Consider the following 20,996-nt stretch of genomic DNA (forward strand, 5'->3'; position numbering starts at 1 on the left):
AAAGGAATGAAATTTATGGCTATGATACTTGCAAAAAACGTATCTAAAATATATGAAAATGGTGCTAAAAAAATATACGCATTAAACCATATAAATTTTGAAATTAACAAAGGAGAATTTGTTGTAATACTAGGACAATCTGGTGCTGGTAAAAGTACCTTGCTTAATATTTTAGGTGGCATTGATACTTTAAGTTCTGGGGAAATCACAGTCAATGACACAAATTTATCCGCAATGAATGAACGAATTTTAGCTGATTATAGAGCAAACGAGATAGGTTTTATTTTTCAGTTTTATAATTTGATACCTACCTTAACTGTTTATGAAAATGTTGCTTTGATGAAAGATATTAAAGAGGATATTCTTGAACCTACTGCCATTTTAGAAAGGGTTGGATTGAAACAGCATTTAAAGAAATTTCCGAACCAGCTATCAGGTGGCGAACAACAGAGAGTTTCCATCGCCCGTGCAGTTTCTAAAAATCCTGAAATTCTTCTTTGTGATGAGCCTACGGGTGCTTTGGATAGTGAAACAGGCTGTATGGTCTTAGAACTCATACAAGATATATGCCGGGAGTATCAAAAGACTGCAATTATAGTTACCCATAATGCCAATATTGCAAAGGCGGCAGACAAAGTAATACGTTTGCGAAATGGGAAAATCACTGAAATCATAGAAAATGAAAATCCAATTAGTATAAAGGAAGTGGAATGGTAATGTTAATTAGAAAAATGCTCCGAGATATATGGAAGAATAAAGTCCCTTTTATTGCAATTTTTTTAATGATGTTTGCAAGTAACTTTATTTTTTCAGGCATTACATGCGAATACAATGGAATCAACAAATCTTTTCATTCATTTGTGGATAAGACGAATTTAGCCGACGCATGGATAACAAGCGAAACACTCGATAAAGCAAAAGTAGATGAATTGGAAAGCAAGTCAAATATACTTAAAATCGAAAAAAGATTATATCTTTCATCAACACTTGAACATGATAAAAATAAATCTGTGGATTTCTATGTATTGGATAATCAAAATTCTATTTCTAAAATAGAGGTGGCAGACGGTGAAGCATATGACACGACGAAAAAGGGGATATGGCTTGATTTACTTTTTGCACAGGAGAATGACTATGCTCTCCATGACAAAATTGTATTGAATGTAAATGGACAGCTTATAGAGAATGAAATAATCGGATTATGTTATTCTCCTGAATATATTTACAATGTTAATGAGGGAGAAATGTTGCCAAACCACCAAAAGAATGGCTTTGCTTTTGTTAATAAATGTTCCATTCAAAAAGATGTATTATCAGTCCCTTATAACCAACTCTTGATAAAAGGAACTGGAAATATAGAAAAGACGATAGATAGCGTGTTTGGGGTGCAGGGAATATCCGTAGTCATGCAAAAGGACCACCCTAGCTATTCTATGATAGGTGATGAAGTTACACAGCATAAAGAAATAGGTTTGATTTTCGTTGCCGTATTTTTGTTTATCGCAGTCCTTATCACTATTACGACTGTTCACCGTTTATTAAATTCACAGCGTATGCAAATTGGTATCTTAAAGGCATTAGGCTTTCATAAAAGTAAACTATATTTGCATTATGTTTCTCATAGCACCTTTGTATGTTTTATAGGTGCAGTTATAGGGTGGTGCATAGGTTCTATCATAATTCCCAAATTGCTATATCCAACTATGGGAGAAATGTATGTACTCCCTAAGTTAGAGCCTGCAATTATTCAAGGAAGCTGGTGTTTACCTCTGGTATGTGCATTTTTAAGTTTTATTGTTTCTATGTTTATATGCCGAAAGTATTTAAACGATAATGCTTCCAAAATACTTTATACAAATTCTGGCGAAAAGGCTATGAAAGAAATATCATTCCATACACTGAATAGGTGCCGATCCTTTTACAAGCGTTGGAACATTCGTGACATTTTTCAAAATAGACTTAGAAGTATGATGACGATATTCGGAGTGATTGGCTGTGTTTCTTTATTGTTTTCTTCAATGGGATTATTTACATCAATGCAGAATTTAACAGATTGGACATTTGAAAAAGTGCAGACATTTGAAACAAAAATCACGGGAACATTTTCAGATGAAACGTATAGAAGTGAATTGTTAGAAGATACATTCGGCGAAGAACTTATGGAAAGCTCTATTGTTTTAAAAACGGAAAATAATGAAAAAACAACCTCTTTTACGGGACTGAAAAGTCAGGATTATATTCGCTTATATGATACGAATGATAAACAGGTGACATTGAAAAATGGTGTTGCTTTATCCCAAAATATCGCAGATGAATTGAGTATTCGAGTTGGGGAACGAATTCGGTTCAGGTTTTCTGGCACAGATAAATGGTATATGTCCATTGTGTCAGAAATCATTCATACGCCAATGTCGCAAGGCGTTACAATGATGAAGTCTGATATGGATAAGGAAAATATTCCTTTTTATACAACATCTATTATCGGATACAGTCCAACAAATGTCAAAATAGACTCTGATTATGTAAGCAATACCCAAAATAAATCTGATTTAAAATCTGGATTAGATACCATGCTGGACTCTTCCGTTATGCTATGCAGTTTATTTTTATTTATGGCAATTCTTTTAGGAAGTGTTATCTTGTATAATTTGGGAACGTTATCTTATATGGAACGTTATAGAGATATGGCAACTTTAAAAGTATTAGGATTTAACAATAAGCGGATTAAAAAACTCATGATACAACAAAACTTATGGCTTACATTTATTGGTGTAATCATTGGTCTGCCCGTAGGGTACATTTTATTGCTTGTCATGTTGGGCACGGTTCAAACTTCTATTGATATAAGTGTTTATACTCCGTATTACGTCTATCTTGCAAGCTTATTAGGGACATTCTTGCTTTCATGGCTTATCAATAAATTACTGACGCAAAAAATCAAGTATATAGATATGGTGTCAGCATTAAAAGTAAATGAATAGCATAAGTAAATAGCACCATTCATTCTATTTCTAAATGAAATAACAAATTAGAGATTATGTTTCTTAATATTCCAAAGGGGCTTGGTGATATGAAATGCTTTAGATATAAATTTAGATACTCAAATTAGATTTGAAAAAATTTCGTTTTTAGATAAATATTCCGATATATCAGCCTGTACAAATTGTATATTTTGTGCGGGCTTTTTTATACACCTTTTTTCTGCTTTTTTCAAAAGTTATAAACGGTATTTCCATTATGAAATATTTCGTTTATATAGTTTTGCTTTGGCAGAAAGGGGGTGAGATTATGAGGACATCTTCTTTCGAGCATATCGTCAGTTTACAGTTTAATTCTTTGATGATGATTGTTATTAAAGGCACATTATCAAGTCATAGAAGACAAATTGCCAGACGTTCTAAGTGTGAAGTGTTGTTTTGTGAATTGCCTGAAATAAAACAGTTTGAACAAGCTATGAATGATAGCTATTCACATGAATTTGTATCATTTCAAGTGCTGAATTTTGTAATTTGTATATCTGATGAAAAATTAAGTACAGCTTTGAAAGAATTAACAGAGAAACAGCGTAGTGCTATCTTGTTGCATTTCTTTCAAGACATGAGCGACAGAGAGATTTCAGAACTTTGTCATGTATCACGTTCTGCTATCAATAGCAGACGGGATAGAGGAATGAAAAAATTACAGAAGTTATTAAACGAAAGGAAATAGGATAAATGAAAAAAGATTATAGTTATCCCTCTTATGACCTCATTTGCAGAGCGACCAGCGGAGATGAAAAAGCAGTCAGAGAAATATTAGATTTTTATAACGCCTATATCTCCAAAGTATGCTTACGACCATGCTATCACGAAAATGGTACTGTACATATGCAGGTTGATGAAGAACTAAAGGGAGAAATCCATGCGGAAATGATGAAAGCTATCTTGAAGTTTGAAATCAGAGTGAAGTAGTCATTTAGTACGAACAAAGGGAGATACACAGCTTTCATGTGCTATCTCCCTTATCGGTTTTATTGTCATATCAAGGCTCTTCAATCGTGGTAAATTCGTGGTAAAATGAATGGTTTTGCAATTATGAAATTGCTTATAAGTATAGTGTTTATGCGGATAATTCAAAAACCCATATAAAATTTCTTAATAAATAATAAACATTGTTGTTGATTCTTTTTTTTCATGTTATAATCCGTGTTGAACCAAGAATATGATTTTATTGGCCGAAAAAGAAAAAGGGGTAATATGAATGAAAGCCTGGGATAAGATAACGCATTTTATTAAAAAATACAGGCACGCATGGGTGTTCTTATACGTATTCATCTATATGCCATGGTTCGTCTATCTGGAAAAGAATGTCACCAGTCATTTTTACCTGATACATTCACCGCTGGACGACTACATTCCATTTGTGGAATACTTTATAGTGCCCTATCTGCTCTGGTTCTTCTTTATCGCGCTTGCTATCGGTTATTTCTTCTTTACCGACAGGAAGGGATTTTACCAGCTCACCGCATTTTTGTTTACGGGGATGACCATTTTCCTCGTCATATGCTCGGTGTTCCCGAATGGTTTGAATCTCCGGCCGGTCGTATTTGAAAGGGACAACGTATTTGTAGATATGGTACAGAGGCTCTATACTACCGATACGCCTACGAACGTCCTGCCAAGCATCCACGTGTTCAATTCCATCGGTGTTACGATAGCCGTGTCCCACAGCAGTGCGCTTAAGAAGCATAAGACCATCCAGTACGGCACCTATATGATGGCATTTTTGATTATTCTATCTACCATGTTCCTGAAACAGCATTCCGTGACAGACGTTATTGCCGCCGCGGCAATGGCATGTGTCCTCTACCCGCTCGTATATGTAACTCAGGAAAAGAAAGCGCCGAAGCTTTCCCATCAGCCAATCTGAAAGGCTGGCTTACTACAATAATAAAGGAGACGATAACAATGTATGCAGAATTCAGTGAAAACCTCGTGACAGGAAATGAGATGATTGACGCTCAGCACAAAGAATTGATCGAAAGGATGAACGGCCTGCTTGAGAGCTGTGAAGGCGGCAATGAGAAGCTCACCGCTATCAAGACCCTTGACTATCTGTCCGACTATACAGATTACCATTTCAAGGCAGAAGAGCAGCTCCAGAAAGACATTGAATATCCGGGATACGAGAAGCACAAAGCACAGCATGAAGTATTCAAGCAGACGATCAATGAACTTCAGGAGATGCTGCAGGAAGAAGAAGGCCCGTCAGAGGCTTTCGTGGAGAAAGTAGAAGAAAACATCGTAAAATGGTTCTACGTCCACATCGAAGGATTTGACCGCTCTGTAGCAGAGTACAAGTTCATGCGCGGCAACAACGAAAGACTGTAAGACCGAAGTGAAACGATAAGAAGGGGCCTGGCCCCTTCTTTTTTTCTGTCCGCTGCCCCTTCGTGCCCCTGCTCTGACGTACGCATGTCTCTCGTCCTGCGCCCGCTTTACCGCCTGTACTTCTCCTGTCCAAGCCGGATGTCGATGAAGCCTGTATAATGTTCAAATGCTGCGGGTACCGGATACTTCTCCTGGACCTCTTCCGGGCGGACGAACAGGAAATCTTCGGAACAGGAATTCTCGAGTTCGTCCACCCGGATGAGATATCCCGTCATGTGCCACTCGACATGGCTGAAAATATGCTTTGCATCCCCGAGGCGCTTTATGTGGATCGGGGCCAGCCCGATACGCCTGCTATAGCCAAGAGCCTCCTCTTCTGTCAGCCTGCCCTCCACGTTGGGAAGCTCATACATTCCGGCGAGCAGCCCCCTTCCGGGACGCTTTCTGACGGCGGCCGTCTCCCCGTCCCGGAAGATGAATACCGTCCGCTCCTCGACTCGCCGCGCGCTCTGCTTTTTCTTTACCGGGAGATCCGACTCTATCCCCATCCGGTGGGCCCTGCACAGCTTTCTGGCAGGACATTCCCAGCATTTTGGCTCTCCGTTCGGCAGGCAGACGATAGCGCCGAGCTCAATCAGCCCCTGGCTGAAGTCGCTGGCCGCGTCGGCGGGAATGACTTCCTCCAGCTTCTTCTCGATATCTTTGCGGACGCTCTGCTTCATAATGTCCTCCGTACTTGCCAGTATCCTTGAGACGACCCTCAGCACGTTACCGTCCACGGCAGGCTTCGGGATACCGTAGGCAAACGCGCTGACCGCCCCGGCCGTATAGCTCCCAATCCCTTTCAGCGATAGTATCTCCTCATAGGTCCCCGGAAACTCGCCGCCGTAGTCCGCCATGATCTGCTGTGCCGCCTTCTGCATATTGCGCACTCTGTTATAGTATCCAAGCCCTTCCCAGAGCTTTAACAGCGTATCCTCATCGGCCTGCGCCAGATCCTTTACCGTCGGAAGCGCTTTCAGGAACCGTTCGTAATAGGGCTTCACCGCTTCTACCCTCGTCTGCTGGAGCATGATTTCCGACACCCATACATGATAGGCATCCGGCTGTTCTCTCCATGGCAGATCCCTCTTGTTGCTGCGGTACCAGACAACGAGAGGTTCTGCCAGCTCATACAGAAGCGGCTCATGAAGGATGACGGGGACTTTTTTGGCAAGCGTGATACTGCCGGTATCCACTTCACAGTCATAGGCCACCACATGGACGCCGGCTCCGGCAGCCTTTCTAAGCGCCTCGCCAAAGGCCGGATGCGTGTCCATATTCGGCGTAAAGCAGCGCACATCCTGCATCTGTATGACAAAGAACACATATGCCTCATATCCTTCCTTCACAGCTTCCGCAAGCTCTTGCACATGTTTGACAGCCCTCTCGCTGGGGGCATCCGGAAACCGCACGACGCCGTCTTCTTCCAGCGTCACGCCCTTCACCTCCACAAGGATCTTCCTATCCCCGGCTTCCACATACAGGTCGATCCTGGAATTACGGTACGTATACTCCGGACGGATGAGACGGATATCTTCTGTAAAATGCCCCTCTTCCATCCATTCCTGCACCACCCGGTTCGGCATCTGGGAATCCATGTTGATCATGCGGTCTCCTTTCCTGACGCTGATCAGGTCCCATGCTGTCTTCCGCTGCGGGTTCTCCGACTCCTGCACATATACCTCCGCCCCCGTAAGGAGCAGCTCTGCACAGCGGCCCGTGTTCTTGACATGGACCGTCTCCTTCCTTCCGTCTAGTTCAATATATGCGGTAAACCGGTTCGGACGCTCCAGAAACGTCCCTTTCCTGATCCGTTCGTACTTCATCGTTCTTCTCTCCTGACCTTTCCCTTACGTTTACAAAAGCCATTCTAGCACAGACTGCGGCTTCCCGCCAATACAGAATCATATTCTTCCTGAATTTGCATAGTCATCTTCTATAGCTATATCAGTATTTTCTATAAGGAAATGTATCGTTTGTCCTATACATTGCCGCCCTAACAACGTACAATATTCCTACAGCTATAAAAATGAAGAAAGAGAGGTTTACGTGTAATGGATTCACAGACACCCGTTTATGAAATAAAGCTGCTCAGCTCACTTGCGAAGGTCTTCCCGGACGAGACTCCCGTCTACCGGCCGGAGTGCCTTCCCTTAAGCTCGCTCAAAGGGGAGACCGTATCCTTCCAGGCCGCCTGCACCGTTTCCAACACCTTTTTCAAGACAGAGGCGAAAGTAGCCATCCAGTCTCCGATAAAGGACTTGATCCGGGTGCGCAATGTGCAGAACGTTCCCGTAGGCCGCGCATGCAATCCAGAGACAGACGACAACTATCTGAGGACCACATCAGGAATGTACCCCGATCTGCTGCGGGACCTGACCGATGACACTACATACATCTATCCCGGAATGTGGCGCAGCCTCTGGATCGATATCAGAGTCCCGGAAGATATGGAGCCTGGCGTATATCCGATAGAAATAGCATTGGCGGACGAGGGGCAGACGCTCTGCCGCGCCGAGTGTTCCGTCACCATATATGATGCCGTGCTGCCGAAGCAGGAGATCATGCACACCGAATGGATGCATGCCGACTGCCTTGCAGACTACTACCATGTCCCTGTATTTTCTGAGGAGCACTGGGCGATCTTAAAGAACTTCTTCCTGGAATATACGGACAGGGGATGCAACATGATGCTGACCCCGTTATTCACTCCCGCGCTGGACACGGCTTTCGGTGGGGACAGGACCACGGTACAGCTCATAGACGTCACCGTAGAAGGCGGTACTTATACCTTTGGCTTCAGCCGGCTGAAGCGCTGGGTGGACCTCTGCCGTGCATGCGGCATAGAATACTTTGAGATGTCCCATCTCTTCTCCCAGTGGGGCGCCAAATATCCGCCGAAGATCATGGCCGACGTAGGAGGCCGGCAGGAAAAGATATTCGGCTGGCACACGCCAGCCATCGGAGAATATACCCGCTTTCTCCACGCCTTCCTACCCGAGCTTACCGGAAAGCTCAAAGAGTGGGGCATAGATAAGATTACCTACTTCCATCTGTCGGATGAGCCCCGCCCGGACGACCTGGATACGTACCGGCAGGCGAAAGAATCTGTGGCGGACCTGCTGGAAGGCTTCCATACCTTCGACGCCCTCTCCAGCTACGATTTCTACCGGCACGGCCTTGTAGACAAACCGATTCCCGGCAATAATGAGATCGACGAGTTCCTCGGGCACGGACTTACCGATATGTGGACCTATTACTGCGTCGGACAATACCTCGAAGTGAGCAACCGGTTCATGTCCATGCCGTCGCTGCGCAACCGGATCTATGGCATCCAGTTATATAAGTACGACATCATCGGCATCCTGCACTGGGGATACAATTTCTATAACAGCCAGTTCTCCCTTGAACATATCAACCCGTATGAAGTCACGGACGCAGGGGGAGGCTTCCCCGCTGGTGATGCATTCCTCGTATATCCTGGAGCCGGCGGACAGCCGGAAGAGTCCTTACGCATGATGGTCCACTACGAAGCGCTCTGCGACCTTCGGGCATGCCGTCTGCTGGAATCCCTCACAAGCAGGGAATATGTCATGGAACTTATCGAGGAAAATCTGGCGGAGCCTCTGACGTTCAAGCGGTTCCCGAAATCAGACATGTACATGATCTGGCTCCGCAACCGGATCAACAAAGAGATTGCCGCAAGGACTTCACTTCATACCGCTTAAGGTCATGCCTTTGATGAACTGCTTCTGGAACAGAATGAATATGATGATCATGGGCATCATGATCATCGCTGCCGCCGCCATCGTGGCGGATAAGTCCACCGTCCTCTGGCTGTCGAAGATGACAAGGCCGAGGGGCAGCGTCATCTTGTCGATATCATTGAGCATCAGCAGCGGATTCAGATAATCGTTCCAGTTTGCCATGGCTGTAAAGATGCCGATGGAGCCGATGGCCGGCTTTATATTGGGCAGTATCACGCTCCAGTATATCCGCAGCGGCCCGGCTCCATCCATCTTTGCCGCCTCACACAGGCTGTCCGGCACGTCCGTGATGAACTGTTTCGCCAGATAGATGGAAAACGCGCTCACAAGCGCCGGAACGATCAGCGCCCACTTCGTATTGAACAGATGCATCTTCTGTATCATCAGATACCGTGGAATCATCGTCACCTGCGGCGGCACCATCATCGTCGCAAGCAGCAAGACGAACATCATCTTCTTCGCCCGGAACTGATACTTGGCAAATACATACCCGATCAGCGTACTTGTGAGTATGACTGCTGCCGTGATACATATGGTTATAAACATGCTGTTCGCAAACCAGTGCCCGATAGGGGCTTTGGCAAACGCAGTCTTATACCCTTCCAGCGTCCATTCTTCCGGAAAGAACTTTGTCTTGTTCGTACGGATGTCCGCATTCGTCTTAAAGGATATCATCAGCATCCATGCCATGGGATACATCATGGCAGCGGAAAACAGGCTCAGGAATGTAACGATTACATAATGGTATTTCTTCTTCATCATTCATAACTCCAATCTGCACGCATCATCTTATTCTGTATCATCGCCACCACAAATACGATCAGAAACAGTCCTGCCGCAATGGCAGAGGCATATCCCATATCAAAGCTTATAAAGCTTGTCCTGTATATATAGTTCGTCAGCACCATGGCCGAGTTGTTCATGCCGCCCTTCGGGGCAAAGATGCGGAACTGGGCAAACATCTGAAAATAGTTCGCCATGGTCATAATGGCAACAAACGCGAACGTACGGCCCATCAGCGGCAGCTTGATCGATAGGAACCGGCGTACGGGTCCTGCGCCGTCGATAGCCGCGGCTTCGTCAAATTCCTTCGGCACCCCTTCTATGCCGGCGGTAAACAGCACGACATTATAACCGATATCCGCCCAGAGCGTATACACGATTATGAGCAGCATCAGCGGGAGGGTCGTGAGGAACCAGTTCTTGGGAGCTGCCCCGAAGCCCGCCGCTATCTTGTTCAATACCCCGCCGTCCGTCCCCAGTATCCCGTACTTCCACACCATGGATGTCCCTACGACAGGGGCAATACATGGGATAAACAATATGGTCCTGAAGAAAGTCTTCCATCTCTTCCACGGAAGCACTGATATGATCTTAGCGAGAAACAGCGTGATGACGATGTTGGCACATACGGCTGCACCGCCAAAAAACACCGTGTTTTTCACTGCCTCCCAGAACACATCGTCCCGGACAAGCCGTTTGTAATTCTCCAGGCCAAGGAAAAGATTCTCTGTGCTCGCAGGGTTGTAGTCAAAAAAAGAGATTCCGAGGCCATAGACGACCGGAAACGCCGTAAACATAAATAAAAACAGAAAGCTCGGCACGAGTACCGCCGCTGTAAACCGATTGTTCTTCATATAAAGGACTCCTTCTCAGTCAACGAAAAAGGGCAGAGAATCCTGTCCGGATATTCTCTGCCGCTCCTGTACTAATCCATAGAATAGCCAATCTGGCACTCTTCGGTAATCTTCTCAGATGCCTCTTTTAAGGCACCTTCCACATCCGGGTTATCGGACTGGCAAAGGTCGATGAACATCTGGTTAAAGATATCTCTCATATCAGAAGTGTTGTAAGGCCCCATCCACTGTCCGCTCGGAAGGATATCGAGAAGGAACGTGACATTCGGCATGGCTTCTTTATATTCCTCGCTGTCAAGAAGAGACTTTCTCGGCGGAAGCTGGTTGCAGGCGATATTGTGCTGCACGAGATTCTCCGGTTCGCTGAAGAACTTGACAAACTCCCATGCCGCGTTTTTATTCTTACCGTTCTCCGGCACGATGATTCCCCATCCTGTCTCGGACGCGAATGCCATGTCCTCGCCGTACTGCGGGACCTTTACATATTCAAAATCCTCTCCGTAGGTAAGTTCATAAGAGCCGGTACCTTCGCCGATCGCCCAGGAACCTACCGATGACATGTAGCCTTTATCCTGGTATACATCATTATAGCAGTATTCATCCGCCGTCAGGTTCTCCAGATCGCATTCTCCGTCTTTTACCATGCTGAGTATCTCATTCATGGCTTTTACGCCTTCTTCGGTGGCGAAGTTGACAGAATTATCTTCCTGCAGATACTGTCCGCCCTGCTGCAGTATCATTGCCAGATAGTTGCAGATAAGCGCATCGGTATCGATCATCTCGAATCCTTTGACTTCTACGATATCGCCATTTGACTTCGACACCTCTTTGGACGTCTTGCGGAGTTCTTCCCATGTCTCAGGATAAGAGATTCCCGCTTCATCAAATAATTTCTTGTTCACGATCATACCGCCATATTCCAGGTTGAATTCCATCGGCACGCCATAATACTTGCCGTCTTTCTGATAGATGCCTACAGTTGGCTCCATATAGTCCTCGTCCAGCTCCTTGGAAAGTTCTTCCGGAACTTCAGACAATGCATCCGACTTGATAAAGTTCGGTGCCATCCCGCCCCATACAGCTATCACATCCGGCCCGGACGTGCTGGAAGTGAGCGCCGTCTGGATCTTATCGTTATATACTTCATACGGATAGTCCTGTATCTCTACCTTTATATCCGGATTGGCCTTCTCAAACTTTTCGGCCATCTCCTCGTATGCCTTCACCCATGGCTCGTTATCGTGGCACCAGAATGTAAGGGTTGTCTTTCCGTCGTCTTTTGACGAGACTCCGCTCTTCTTCTCCTCGCCGGAGCATCCGGCCAGCAAAGATAAGGACAGGACGAAAGCAAGCGCTGCTGCTAATCTCTTTTTCATAATTGCCTCCCATAAAATTACATAGATGTTGGGGTCAAAAGGTATTTGACCCCCTGATACCTACGGACTGCTCCGCATTATCATGCTCCCGCAATCCTAAAACATTCAAAATCCGACCTAATCGGGCTACTTTCTTATGTTTTACGGGTCCTAAAGTCACGCTTTTTCATGCAAGCATGAAACGCATGACCTTTTGACCCTGGTATCATAATACTACTTAATCAGTATATAATCGTCATGTCCATATCACAAATTGATATTTTATATGTCTTTATAGATGTCGTCTATATATGACGCCATATCCGATTCCGATGTCTCTGCCCTCCAACACGTAATTTTTGACCTTTTTCTGAAGGCTTGTCTCCTCCTGGTAGGCCTCTTTACTGTCCAGCACCTTTCCAAATATACGCTCTTCGGCCTGGCGGTACGGATAGGATACCTTCTGAATCTGGAAGCGCTTCTGGAACTTCATGATATTGCTGCCATCGTCCAGTACACAAGACAGGTTCGGCGACAGCAGCCACGAATCACAGTCATACATCATATAAGATGAATCGAAGAACGCATCTGCCTGGCAGAAGGAATCTTCACACGCTTCGTCCGTCAGAGGCTCCCCCTCCGGAACATGCACGTGCAGCACACCGTCCCCTTTTTCAAACTGAAGCCTTCCGAGACGGAAGATGCGAAGCTTCAGAGGAAGGCTCAGCCATCCCTCTTCTATCAGTCCCGCAGTCCCCCGCCTTTTCAGGCAGCAGCGGTACCAGATGGTAAAATCATAGAACGTATCAAAGTAAACCTTATCTTCTATCCCCTGCCTCTTATATTCTTCATACAGTTCAGCCGCAAAAGACACGTACAGGTACAAAAGGAGCTGTTCCTTCTGTTCCTCTCTCCCGGCCTCCCGCAGAAATCGTTCCGTATCCTTGTAGAATAATTCCTTCCACCTCCGGTATGCGGCTTCTGCCATATGACGGCCCTCTACGACGCGCTGCCCTTCCTCGGGCAGCCCGATGCCTTCCATAAGCTCCCTGTTAGTCATATACCTGTCCCGCTCCTTTTCTTCATAATATTTCTCTCAATCATATGTGCGATTTCATGGATGTCCGGAACGCTTTCCGGATAGCGGCATATATATTTTGGGTACGGGCTGTCTTTCAATCCTTCCAGCAATATTACGTCCGCCTCCGGAAATGCCTGTACCAGGTCACGTTCTGTGATACCCGGGCACTCTTTTGCGACCATCATCCTTCCGGCCGAGAACACGGCGGTGCCGCAGGCGCCAGCCTTGCGGTGCCGGAAGCTGTCCGTACCGGGTACGTCCGGTTCAAAGTCATGCCCGTCATGCTTGATGACCGCCGCTTTGTATCCGTGCCGCGCAAGCACCGGTATGAGCTTCGTGATAAGCGTTGTCTTTCCGGTATTCTTATATCCGCACACTGCAAAGATATATGGTTCTGTTACAATCGTATCACCCATACACTGTCTCCTTTACACAATCCTTGGTTGCCCGCCGGAATATCAATCAGGCAGTTGCAGTCCTTCATGGAACGGAGCGCGCCGGAGGAATGGGAGCCGGACGGTACATATACCTTTCCCGACCTGAAAGATGCCCTCACAAATCTCCGAAGCCCGCTTCCCTTTGGAAAATCCTCTTCCATGACTGCCGGCATGCGTACCGTTTTAAGCCGTCTGTCTCCGGTCATGTGATGCAGGACGGGACGGATGAGAAGCTCCATCCCCGCCGCGGCTCCGAACGGATTGCCGGACAGGCTGATAATCAAGGTATCCTTATATATGGATGCCATGGCAGGAGAACCGGGCTTCAGCTTGACCCTCCAGAACAGACGGTCTGCGGGAAGCCGGCGGACCACTTCATGCATGATATCTTTCTTTCCCACAGACACCCCGCCTGTCGTGATGACCAGATCTGCCTCCCGGCATAAATGCGCCAGACAGCCGGCCGCTTTACGGACATCGTCTTCTACCGTGCCCGTATAGGATGGGACGATCCCCCACTCGCGCAGCCTGGCCTCGACCAGATAGCGGTTGGCATCATAGACTTCTCCCTGCTTAAGGATCTCACCCGGCCCGCGCAGCTCGCTTCCCGTCGTAAGCAGGGCAATCTTCGGTCTCTTCCTTACCATTATCTTGTCATATCCCATGCAGGCAGCCAGCGCCACGCGTGCCGTATCCATCGTCTCCCCGTCTTGTATGAGCATGTCCCCGGCTTTAAAGTCTTCTCCCCTGAAACAGTAATTCTCGTAGGGCTTCACGCTCCGGCAGATACGCACCAGCTCTTCGCCATAATCGGTATCCTCCTGGCGCACGACTGCATCTGCTCCCGGCGGCAGGGGCGCGCCGGTCATGATTCTCACCGCCTGCCCGGGACAGAGGTCGTGAACCGCTCTGTCACCCGCCAGCAGTTCCCCGGCTACCTTAAGCTTAGCCGGACCGTCCTTTGAAGCCCCGTACGTATCCTGTGCGTATACTGCATAACCGTCCAGAGGCGACCGCGGAAACGGGGGCTGGTCTGTCCTGGCTGCCAGCCCTTCTCCGGTGATTCTCCCCAGAGATTCTATCAGGCCGCACTCTTCGGTATCATCTATTCTCTTCACATGGCTTTTCAGAATGCTTTGTGCCTCTTCTAGTGTGACCATCTTTATCTTCCTCCAGCATGGCATAATCCTCTGACGTATTTACATTAGCTACAGATATCGTATCCGCCGCGACAGTCTCATATTGGACGCACGGCGCGTTCCACAGCCTGCTCAGACGGTAATCCCCCTCGCCTATCAGCGCTTCCGCCGCGGGCAGCATCCCCTTGACGTAGACTGCCGGAAGCGGGAGCGGACGGCCTCCTGCAGACGGGCATACCGGCCGTCCTGTCCGCCTATACGTATCGAGAAGAGCCTTAAGAAGCCCTTCCGGTACCGGAACCATATCACAGGGCACCACGAGCAGCGCCTCCTCCATACACATCTTAAGTCCGCTTAAGATTCCTCCGAGTGGTCCTGCATCCTTGTATATATCTGAGATAAGGCCTGTATCCAGGCATTCGTACGGTGCACGTCCCTCGACAGATACATACACGGCTCCTGTATCCCGGAGGCTCTCCTTAAGCCATTCATAAAAGCTCTTTCCCTTGTAGTCCAATAACAGCTTTTTCCTGCCGCCCATACGGGTATTCTTACCCCCGGCCAGTATATATCCTGCTACACTTCTGTCCATCTGGTCACGCCCCATCTTCCATTGCCGCAGCCGTCACTGCGCCCGTCGGGCATGCCCGCACGCAGGCAGGCTCACGCCCTTCCTTCAGCCGGAGAAGGCATCCGTCACATTTGGCCGCTTTTCCGTCATAATCATACCGGATTGCCTGCACAGGGCATACCGTCTCACACGCACGGCACCCGGTACACGACTCCCGCCTGGCAAGGACGAGCCCGGTTGCCCCGTCAACATACAACGCACCGGAAGGGCATACGCGGACACAGGCGCCGCAGTGGATACAGCCCGGACATACCGTCTTCTGGAACCCTTCCGACTCTATTATGATCTGCTTTACACAGCGGAAGCGGATGCCCTCTTCTTCCGGACCATAGTGGGCATCCAGGCAGGCTGTCTGGCATGCGAAGCAGCCCGTACATTTCTTCTCGTCAAACCGGTATCTATATCTCATAGCTTCATGTCCTCCACCTTTTCTACCTTGCAGAAGTAACTCTTGTATCCTGGAAAGCCGGATATCGGATCAAGATAATCTTTATCTATCAATTCATTGGCATCCCCTCTGGAATCACCGTGGTACATGTACACGGCTCCTGTGCCTCCGCTGATATTGTACGCCGCCGTCCCAGTTACGGTTCCCACAGGCGAGCTGATCTTCACCACATCCCCGTCAGCAATCCCATATGTAGACGCATCCTCCGGATGCATCTCTATAAGAGGCGATCTCTGCAGAGAATCCAGCCACGGGACCCGGTAGACTCTCGCGTGAAAATACTGTGGCTTCCGGCATCCGGTATTTAAGATGAATGGATAGGCCTCTCTGTCCACCTCTGCCTCCTTCCTGAAGTCGTGAAAAACCGGAAGCCCATCATACCCATGGCTGTCTCTGTACCTTTCCAGCACGAGAGACTTTAATTCTATCTTCCCGGATGGCGTCTGAAACTTCTCCTTCTCAAAGTTTTGAAAAGAAGGCATGTGCAGATTCCTCCCCTGCATCCCTTCTTCGTTCCTTTTAAGCTCATTCAGGGACAGGCCCGACGGCTCCAGGATATGCTGCATGTAGCCGTCATAGCCCAGCTCCAGCACTTCATCTTGAAGCCCCATCCGCTTCAGGACTTCCATAATGATCTCAATATCGTTCTTCGATTCCCCCAGAGGCTCTATCGCCTTGTTGGAGAAGAAGTAACGTCCGCCTTTCAGGCTGTGCACCTCTTCCCGTTCATAGGATGTACATGCCGGCAGCACAAGGTCCGCCGCCATGCAGGAGTCTGACAGGAACAGTTCCACATTTACATAGAAGTCAAGCTTTTGAAGCGCTTCATTCAGATAGCCGGGCTGCGGCCACATACGGTGGTTCAGCCCCATGCCGAACACGGCTTTTATCGGATACGGCTCCTCTTTCATAATATAGTCTGCCAGCCTTGTGCATTGCGCCTCCTCACACGAAAGGTCAAACCATACTGGAAAATCGCGCTGTCCGATTGCTTCTTCTCTGTCATGCCGCTTTACTTTTCCAAACTCATTGCACGGAGAAGTTATGCCCGCTTTCGGACAGTTGCCGCCCTCCACATCATAATTGCCCGTGATGGCCAGCAGAGAAAAGACGGCCCGGTAATTCTGCACCCCATTCGTATGATGCACGATAGGCGAGGCAGAAAACAGGATGCAGGACGGTCTGTTCTGTGCAAACAGCCTGGCAGCGCGTCTGATCTGATCCGCACTGACACCGGTGATCCCCTCGGCCTTTTCCGGCGTGAATCTTCTCACGTAATCCCGGTACTCTTCAAAACCATACACATATTTCTCTACAAACGCTCCGTCATATAGCCCTTCCTCTATGATGACATGGGCCATGGAAAGCGCCAGTGCGCCGTCCGTTCCCGGAACCGGCTTCAGATGTATATGCGCGTCACGGGCTGTGACCGTATGTCTGGAGTCTACGTCGATGATCTTCGTTCCCCGTTCCTTAAGCCCCTGGTACATCCGGCTCATAGGGGTATTGCTGTGATACAGGTTTGAGCTCCACAGCATCACGGTTCTTGCGTGCACCATATCCGGACCGCATATGTGATTGCCATACGTAGAACGCCACGCCAGATCCGCAGCCTGGAAGCATGTACTGGATTCTGTACAGTAATTCGGCGATCCATATGCATTGGCAAGCCGAAGCAGCGCCGGACGGTACCATTTCGGGTATCCGGCGTAAAAGACCGTTGACCTGGAACCGTATGTATCCCGCACTTTCAGAAGATTCTCTGCAATGAGGTCATACGCCTCGTCCCATGTAATCCGTGCAAACGTTCCTTCCCCCTTTTTCCCGGTCCGCTTCATCGGATAGAGTACCCGATCCTTATTATATACGAATTGTTTTGCCGCCATCCCTTTGGCACACAGGCCGCCCGGCTGTCCGTTCACATTCCTGCTCCCTTCCACAGATATGATCTTCCCGTCTTTTACATATGCATCCGCCTGGCAGCACGGCCCGCAGATTCCACAGGCTGTCTTGACAATCTTAGACTTTGACATACTTTTCCCCCTTCTTTCCTGATGCGCCATACGCAACATTATAGCATATTTCCTGATTTCCTGTTCCCGAAACGCTTCCTGCCATGTTATAATTATTCAGAGGATCTACTGATATGGAAGGAAGGACGCCAAATGGACAAGCCTGAATTTTATTATATTATGGCATTTGACACTACGACAGATGCCATGCATGCAGAAGCATATGCAAAAGGACGCATAAAAGCCGCCGTCATGCCTGTACCGGGCGCTGTCAGCAGCGGATGCGGCCTGGCGCTCCGCTTTATGGAAGAACACGAAGAGAGCATCTTCGCATTCTGCAAAGACGCCCCCGTTAATGGCAGGTTATATAAGATGTATACCAGAAAAGTAGACGGTAAACATCCCGTCTTTTTTATAATGTGATTACCTGGTCAACCCCTGCCGGAGCAAGTGCCGCATATACATTCGGGAAGCAGCCGATTCCCGCAGGAGCGATAAGCTTATCGGCTATGTCCCTCTGATAGCAGCATCTGTCGCAGGCCATTAGCAGCATGCCGGTCTTCTCGCTTATGGCCTGCAGTCTGGAGGCAATATCACATCCCTCTACAAGCATGTACGCATTGTCAAAAAAGAACATCATTCCTGCCACCTCTGCCCCGTGGCGCTCCTCTTCCAGCTGTGGAATAATCATGTTTTCCAGAATCTCTCTGGCATGTTCCGATTCAAATAAATAAGCTACCTTCATCATTTGTACCTCCTGTGTACTTTTTTTATTTATACTTCAAATGTCGCTTTTGCTTCTTCCACTGCTTTATAAATGTCTGCTTTTATCACGGAAGCCGCATCTAGCTCCATATCCGTAACATACTGGTCAAATTCTGCACCGCTGCAGAAAAAGTTCATGACATTTCAGCAGGAGCCTGCCCAGTTGGTAAGCTCACCAAGTGGAAACGTCAGCGCATGGAGTGTCTCCGGCGCATATTCCGCTACCATCCCGTCCCTGACTTTTACATATACCGGACTGCCGCACGACGCACACACAGAGTGGACCTCTGTATCCTGATGAAAGGTAAATGCGGCTCCTATCGCATCGATTGCGCACATGGCCGTAAATCTTCTCCCGTCCGCCAATGTCACTTCATGGCTCGTCTCCAATGCTGACACCGGATAGATAAAGTTCACGTTCCGTTCTTCATCTATCACCATCCCGTCTTTCTCAAGCAGGCAGGACGTTATATCCCCGTACTCTTCTCTGGTCATCTTCAGGCTTTCCAGCGCCTGTCCCATATCGTCATCCAATCGGAACGGCCGATGGCTGTCAAGGATGAAGCCGATGATGTAGAGTCTCAGTTCGTTCTGTCTCTCAGTAAATTTCCTATGTATATTCTGTTCCACGATTTTCCCTTTCTCTTCTGCATATGTTCAGGCCGTAGTCCCTACTGCTTCACGCAGAGGTTCTTTGCCCTTTTCCACTCCTTGTATGAATTCCATGATATCCTTGTCCTCCTGGGTGAATACCCCGCCGTCCAGTGCAGACTTAAGTATATTGGTCAGATGATCCACATACGCATGGTATTCCGGCGCCGTCCTGTCACGTGGCCTTGGCAGATCGACTGTTACATCCTCCAGTATCTTGCCGTGGTTTCGCGACATGACAATCACCCTGTCGCTCAGATAGATTGATTCATCCACATCATGTGTTACCATGAGCGATGTCGTTTTTTTCTTCCCAAGGATATTCTCCAGCTGTACTTGAAGAAGCTGCCTCATCTGAAAATCCACTGCCCCAAGCGGCTCATCCATCAGAAGCACTTTCGGCTCACATGCCAGTGCGCGCAGAAGGGCTACCCTCTGTTTCATTCCTCCTGATATCTCGTGAATATAATAGTGTTCATATTCCGTAAGCTGCGCCATCTCCAGAAGTTCCTTTACTTTTTTCCTGCGCTCCTGTCTCGGCATCCTCGTCTTTCTCATCGGGTATTCGATGTTCTCTCCGACCCTGAGCCATGGAAAAAGGGCGTAATTCTGAAACATAAAAGCCCTGTCCGGCCCCGGTTTCGTGACTTCCTCGCCGTTCACTTTTATCACGCCCGAGGTCGCTTTCTGGAAGCCTGCGATAATTGTCAGCGTAGTTGTCTTGCCGCAGCCGGAAGGCCCGAGAAGTGACACGAACTGTCCCTCCTCCACTTCAAAATCAACATCTTTCAATACCTCATTCTCCGGTTCGCCTTTTCTCCTGCCTTTGAAATTCTTCGATACTCCCTGTACTATAATTGACATTCTAATCTTCTCCTGTCTCTTCTAATGTCAAGAACTTAATGTTCTTGTTATCCAGCCAGCTTATTTCCACGCCAAGCACCTCCGCCAGATAGCCTTTATCGTTAAGCCTGGATACCGCACGGTTATAGCTCTTAAGAAAGCTTTCAAATTCCTCTGTCTGTTCAAATTCTTTATCTACGACGAGGACATAGGATATATAGTCCGTCCCTGACAGGGGCTTGTCCTTATACTCCTGTACCTGTGCGGCTTTCGTCACATCCAGTATAGCTGCGTCCACCTGTTCATCCTCTACCGAGTACAGGATTCCCTTTTGGGTAATCTCGTTGAACCCCTGAATCTGTGGATACGTCTCCTGTGCCAGTGCTTTTGATTGTTCCCGTCCCTGCGTGACAGCTAGATTCCCCACCTTTTCCCAGTCTTTTTTGTATACGATCGTCTCCCCGTTCATAATGACAGGGCCATACAGTTCTACATCCTGATTCTGTTCCACTGTATGCTTTGCAATATGGGTACAGTAGAATCCCACGTTAATCTCTTTTGCATTCAGCGCCCACTGTGCCGTGTTGCTGCAGCAGTCCTGGAAGGAAGAGCTCTCCAGCGACTGTGTGACCTCATACTCTTTCGACAGGTTTCTGACGGTCTCGTCCATGAGCACCCCTGATATATCGTCACCTGCCCCTATCTTGATCTCCGCTTCCTTATTTCTTCTCTCTTCTTTTGGCAGCAATATGGACGCCGCTACTCCCGCGGTTAAAAATATGCCGAATACGGCCGCCGCTATTTTGTTAATCCTCATAC

The 20,996-nt window shown here is 47.7% G+C and carries 22 protein-coding genes; 8 read left to right on the plus strand and 14 right to left on the minus strand.

Annotated elements, in window-relative coordinates:
* Positions 1 to 15: 15 nt before the first annotated feature.
* From E1963_RS08525 to E1963_RS08550, 6 genes are all read left to right on the plus strand, one after another.
* Positions 16 to 717: an ABC transporter ATP-binding protein gene (locus tag E1963_RS08525; protein ID WP_167482150.1), complete on the plus strand. Its 702-nt coding sequence runs from the start codon at positions 16 to 18 to the stop codon at positions 715 to 717.
* Positions 717 to 2,981, plus strand: coding sequence for an ABC transporter permease (locus tag E1963_RS08530; RefSeq protein ID WP_167482151.1), 2,265 nt, complete (start codon positions 717 to 719; stop codon positions 2,979 to 2,981). The genes E1963_RS08525 and E1963_RS08530 overlap by 1 nt, the downstream gene beginning before the upstream one ends.
* 307 nt (positions 2,982 to 3,288) lie before the next feature.
* Positions 3,289 to 3,708 (plus strand): sigma-70 family RNA polymerase sigma factor, encoded by a 420-nt coding sequence (locus E1963_RS08535; RefSeq protein ID WP_132277134.1) that lies wholly within the window; start codon positions 3,289 to 3,291, stop codon positions 3,706 to 3,708.
* Positions 3,709 to 3,713: 5 nt separating this feature from the next.
* On the plus strand, positions 3,714 to 3,950 hold the full coding sequence (locus E1963_RS08540) for a helix-turn-helix domain-containing protein (protein WP_132277136.1): 237 nt from the start codon (positions 3,714 to 3,716) through the stop codon (positions 3,948 to 3,950).
* Between the two features lie 289 nt (positions 3,951 to 4,239).
* The gene (locus E1963_RS08545) at positions 4,240 to 4,908 is read left to right on the plus strand and encodes a phosphatase PAP2 family protein (protein ID WP_132277138.1); all 669 of its coding nucleotides are present in this window, start codon (positions 4,240 to 4,242) and stop codon (positions 4,906 to 4,908) included.
* 38 nt (positions 4,909 to 4,946) lie between these two features.
* Positions 4,947 to 5,369: a bacteriohemerythrin gene (locus E1963_RS08550; protein WP_066572822.1), complete on the plus strand. Its 423-nt coding sequence runs from the start codon at positions 4,947 to 4,949 to the stop codon at positions 5,367 to 5,369.
* A gap of 107 nt (positions 5,370 to 5,476) precedes the next feature.
* Here the strand turns inward: E1963_RS08550 and mutY are convergent, their stop codons facing one another.
* Positions 5,477 to 7,237 (minus strand): A/G-specific adenine glycosylase, encoded by a 1,761-nt coding sequence (gene mutY, locus E1963_RS08555; protein ID WP_132277140.1) that lies wholly within the window; start codon positions 7,235 to 7,237, stop codon positions 5,477 to 5,479.
* Positions 7,238 to 7,465: 228 nt separating this feature from the next.
* Between mutY and E1963_RS08560 the strand changes: the two genes are divergently transcribed.
* Positions 7,466 to 9,139, plus strand: coding sequence for a DUF4091 domain-containing protein (locus E1963_RS08560; RefSeq protein ID WP_132277142.1), 1,674 nt, complete (start codon positions 7,466 to 7,468; stop codon positions 9,137 to 9,139).
* Here the strand turns inward: E1963_RS08560 and E1963_RS08565 are convergent.
* The 9 genes from E1963_RS08565 to E1963_RS08600 all read right to left on the minus strand — a co-directional run bounded on the left by E1963_RS08565 (position 9,122) and on the right by E1963_RS08600 (position 17,939).
* Positions 9,122 to 9,940 carry a carbohydrate ABC transporter permease gene (locus tag E1963_RS08565; RefSeq protein ID WP_279230707.1) on the minus strand — a complete coding sequence of 273 codons (819 nt, stop codon included), beginning with the start codon at positions 9,938 to 9,940 and terminating at the stop codon, positions 9,122 to 9,124. The genes E1963_RS08560 and E1963_RS08565 overlap by 18 nt on opposite strands.
* Positions 9,937 to 10,815: a carbohydrate ABC transporter permease gene (locus tag E1963_RS08570; protein WP_132277144.1), complete on the minus strand. Its 879-nt coding sequence runs from the start codon at positions 10,813 to 10,815 to the stop codon at positions 9,937 to 9,939. Before E1963_RS08570 ends, E1963_RS08565 begins: the two co-directional genes overlap by 4 nt.
* 71 nt (positions 10,816 to 10,886) lie before the next feature.
* A complete protein-coding gene (locus E1963_RS08575) occupies positions 10,887 to 12,191 on the minus strand; it encodes an ABC transporter substrate-binding protein (protein WP_132277146.1) in 1,305 nt (434 codons plus the stop codon).
* Positions 12,192 to 12,462: 271 nt separating this feature from the next.
* Positions 12,463 to 13,230 carry an acyltransferase domain-containing protein gene (locus E1963_RS08580; protein WP_132277148.1) on the minus strand — a complete coding sequence of 256 codons (768 nt, stop codon included), beginning with the start codon at positions 13,228 to 13,230 and terminating at the stop codon, positions 12,463 to 12,465.
* Positions 13,227 to 13,667, minus strand: a complete 441-nt coding sequence (gene mobB, locus E1963_RS08585) for a molybdopterin-guanine dinucleotide biosynthesis protein B (RefSeq protein WP_132277150.1) — start codon at positions 13,665 to 13,667, stop codon at positions 13,227 to 13,229. The genes E1963_RS08580 and mobB overlap by 4 nt, the downstream gene beginning before the upstream one ends.
* Positions 13,649 to 14,848 carry a molybdopterin molybdotransferase MoeA gene (locus tag E1963_RS08590; protein ID WP_243117646.1) on the minus strand — a complete coding sequence of 400 codons (1,200 nt, stop codon included), beginning with the start codon at positions 14,846 to 14,848 and terminating at the stop codon, positions 13,649 to 13,651. The genes mobB and E1963_RS08590 overlap by 19 nt, the downstream gene beginning before the upstream one ends.
* Positions 14,790 to 15,419, minus strand: a complete 630-nt coding sequence (gene mobA / locus E1963_RS20580) for a molybdenum cofactor guanylyltransferase (RefSeq protein ID WP_243117647.1) — start codon at positions 15,417 to 15,419, stop codon at positions 14,790 to 14,792. The genes E1963_RS08590 and mobA overlap by 59 nt, the downstream gene beginning before the upstream one ends.
* A gap of 4 nt (positions 15,420 to 15,423) precedes the next feature.
* The gene (locus tag E1963_RS08595) at positions 15,424 to 15,867 is read right to left on the minus strand and encodes a 4Fe-4S dicluster domain-containing protein (RefSeq protein WP_132277152.1); all 444 of its coding nucleotides are present in this window, start codon (positions 15,865 to 15,867) and stop codon (positions 15,424 to 15,426) included.
* Positions 15,864 to 17,939: a molybdopterin-containing oxidoreductase family protein gene (locus E1963_RS08600; RefSeq protein ID WP_132277154.1), complete on the minus strand. Its 2,076-nt coding sequence runs from the start codon at positions 17,937 to 17,939 to the stop codon at positions 15,864 to 15,866. The genes E1963_RS08595 and E1963_RS08600 overlap by 4 nt, the downstream gene beginning before the upstream one ends.
* Positions 17,940 to 18,071: 132 nt before the next feature.
* On the opposite strand from E1963_RS08600, the gene E1963_RS08605 reads away from it, so the two are divergent.
* Positions 18,072 to 18,341: a putative Se/S carrier protein gene (locus tag E1963_RS08605; RefSeq protein ID WP_132277156.1), complete on the plus strand. Its 270-nt coding sequence runs from the start codon at positions 18,072 to 18,074 to the stop codon at positions 18,339 to 18,341.
* On the opposite strand, the gene saoD is transcribed toward E1963_RS08605, so the two are convergent.
* Genes saoD through saoB form a run of 4 tightly spaced genes read right to left on the minus strand, consistent with a single transcriptional unit; the run spans position 18,331 to position 20,994 of the window.
* The gene (gene saoD, locus E1963_RS08610; protein ID WP_066572771.1) at positions 18,331 to 18,663 is read right to left on the minus strand and encodes a DsrE-related protein SaoD; all 333 of its coding nucleotides are present in this window, start codon (positions 18,661 to 18,663) and stop codon (positions 18,331 to 18,333) included. The two genes, E1963_RS08605 and saoD, sit on opposite strands and share 11 nt — an antisense overlap.
* Before the next feature lie 29 nt (positions 18,664 to 18,692).
* Positions 18,693 to 19,316 (minus strand): MerB-like organometallic lyase SaoL, encoded by a 624-nt coding sequence (gene saoL / locus E1963_RS08615; protein ID WP_243117660.1) that lies wholly within the window; start codon positions 19,314 to 19,316, stop codon positions 18,693 to 18,695.
* A gap of 24 nt (positions 19,317 to 19,340) precedes the next feature.
* Positions 19,341 to 20,198, minus strand: a complete 858-nt coding sequence (saoA, locus tag E1963_RS08620; protein ID WP_132277160.1) for an ABC transporter ATP-binding protein SaoA — start codon at positions 20,196 to 20,198, stop codon at positions 19,341 to 19,343.
* A 1-nt stretch (position 20,199) separates the two neighbouring features.
* Positions 20,200 to 20,994: an ABC transporter substrate-binding (seleno)protein SaoB gene (gene saoB / locus E1963_RS08625; protein ID WP_132277162.1), complete on the minus strand. Its 795-nt coding sequence runs from the start codon at positions 20,992 to 20,994 to the stop codon at positions 20,200 to 20,202.
* Between the last annotated feature and the right edge of the window lie 2 nt (positions 20,995 to 20,996).

This window comes from Extibacter muris (genome assembly GCF_004345005.1).
In the GTDB taxonomy this organism is placed as follows: Bacteria; Bacillota; Clostridia; order Lachnospirales; family Lachnospiraceae; genus Extibacter; species Extibacter muris.

Excerpts from the sequence above, each read along its gene's own strand:
- E1963_RS08600 (WP_132277154.1), bottom strand. The coding sequence starts at position 17,939 with ATGTCAAAGTCTAAGATTGTCAAGACAGCCTGTGGAATCTGCGGGCCG.
- E1963_RS08525 (WP_167482150.1), top strand. The coding sequence starts at position 16 with ATGGCTATGATACTTGCAAAAAACGTATCTAAAATATATGAAAATGGT.
- E1963_RS08530 (WP_167482151.1), top strand. The coding sequence starts at position 717 with ATGTTAATTAGAAAAATGCTCCGAGATATATGGAAGAATAAAGTCCCT.
- E1963_RS08575 (WP_132277146.1), bottom strand. The coding sequence starts at position 12,191 with ATGAAAAAGAGATTAGCAGCAGCGCTTGCTTTCGTCCTGTCCTTATCT.
- E1963_RS08590 (WP_243117646.1), bottom strand. The coding sequence starts at position 14,848 with ATGGTCACACTAGAAGAGGCACAAAGCATTCTGAAAAGCCATGTGAAG.
- E1963_RS08570 (WP_132277144.1), bottom strand. The coding sequence starts at position 10,815 with ATGAAGAACAATCGGTTTACAGCGGCGGTACTCGTGCCGAGCTTTCTG.
- E1963_RS08605 (WP_132277156.1), top strand. The coding sequence starts at position 18,072 with ATGGACAAGCCTGAATTTTATTATATTATGGCATTTGACACTACGACA.
- E1963_RS08540 (WP_132277136.1), top strand. The coding sequence starts at position 3,714 with ATGAAAAAAGATTATAGTTATCCCTCTTATGACCTCATTTGCAGAGCG.
- E1963_RS08580 (WP_132277148.1), bottom strand. The coding sequence starts at position 13,230 with ATGACTAACAGGGAGCTTATGGAAGGCATCGGGCTGCCCGAGGAAGGG.
- E1963_RS08545 (WP_132277138.1), top strand. The coding sequence starts at position 4,240 with ATGAAAGCCTGGGATAAGATAACGCATTTTATTAAAAAATACAGGCAC.
- mobB (WP_132277150.1), bottom strand. The coding sequence starts at position 13,667 with ATGGGTGATACGATTGTAACAGAACCATATATCTTTGCAGTGTGCGGA.
- E1963_RS08550 (WP_066572822.1), top strand. The coding sequence starts at position 4,947 with ATGTATGCAGAATTCAGTGAAAACCTCGTGACAGGAAATGAGATGATT.
- saoD (WP_066572771.1), bottom strand. The coding sequence starts at position 18,663 with ATGAAGGTAGCTTATTTATTTGAATCGGAACATGCCAGAGAGATTCTG.
- E1963_RS08535 (WP_132277134.1), top strand. The coding sequence starts at position 3,289 with ATGAGGACATCTTCTTTCGAGCATATCGTCAGTTTACAGTTTAATTCT.
- saoA (WP_132277160.1), bottom strand. The coding sequence starts at position 20,198 with ATGTCAATTATAGTACAGGGAGTATCGAAGAATTTCAAAGGCAGGAGA.
- saoB (WP_132277162.1), bottom strand. The coding sequence starts at position 20,994 with ATGAGGATTAACAAAATAGCGGCGGCCGTATTCGGCATATTTTTAACC.
- E1963_RS08560 (WP_132277142.1), top strand. The coding sequence starts at position 7,466 with ATGGATTCACAGACACCCGTTTATGAAATAAAGCTGCTCAGCTCACTT.
- E1963_RS08565 (WP_279230707.1), bottom strand. The coding sequence starts at position 9,940 with ATGATGAAGAAGAAATACCATTATGTAATCGTTACATTCCTGAGCCTG.
- mutY (WP_132277140.1), bottom strand. The coding sequence starts at position 7,237 with ATGAAGTACGAACGGATCAGGAAAGGGACGTTTCTGGAGCGTCCGAAC.
- E1963_RS08595 (WP_132277152.1), bottom strand. The coding sequence starts at position 15,867 with ATGAGATATAGATACCGGTTTGACGAGAAGAAATGTACGGGCTGCTTC.
- mobA (WP_243117647.1), bottom strand. The coding sequence starts at position 15,419 with ATGGACAGAAGTGTAGCAGGATATATACTGGCCGGGGGTAAGAATACC.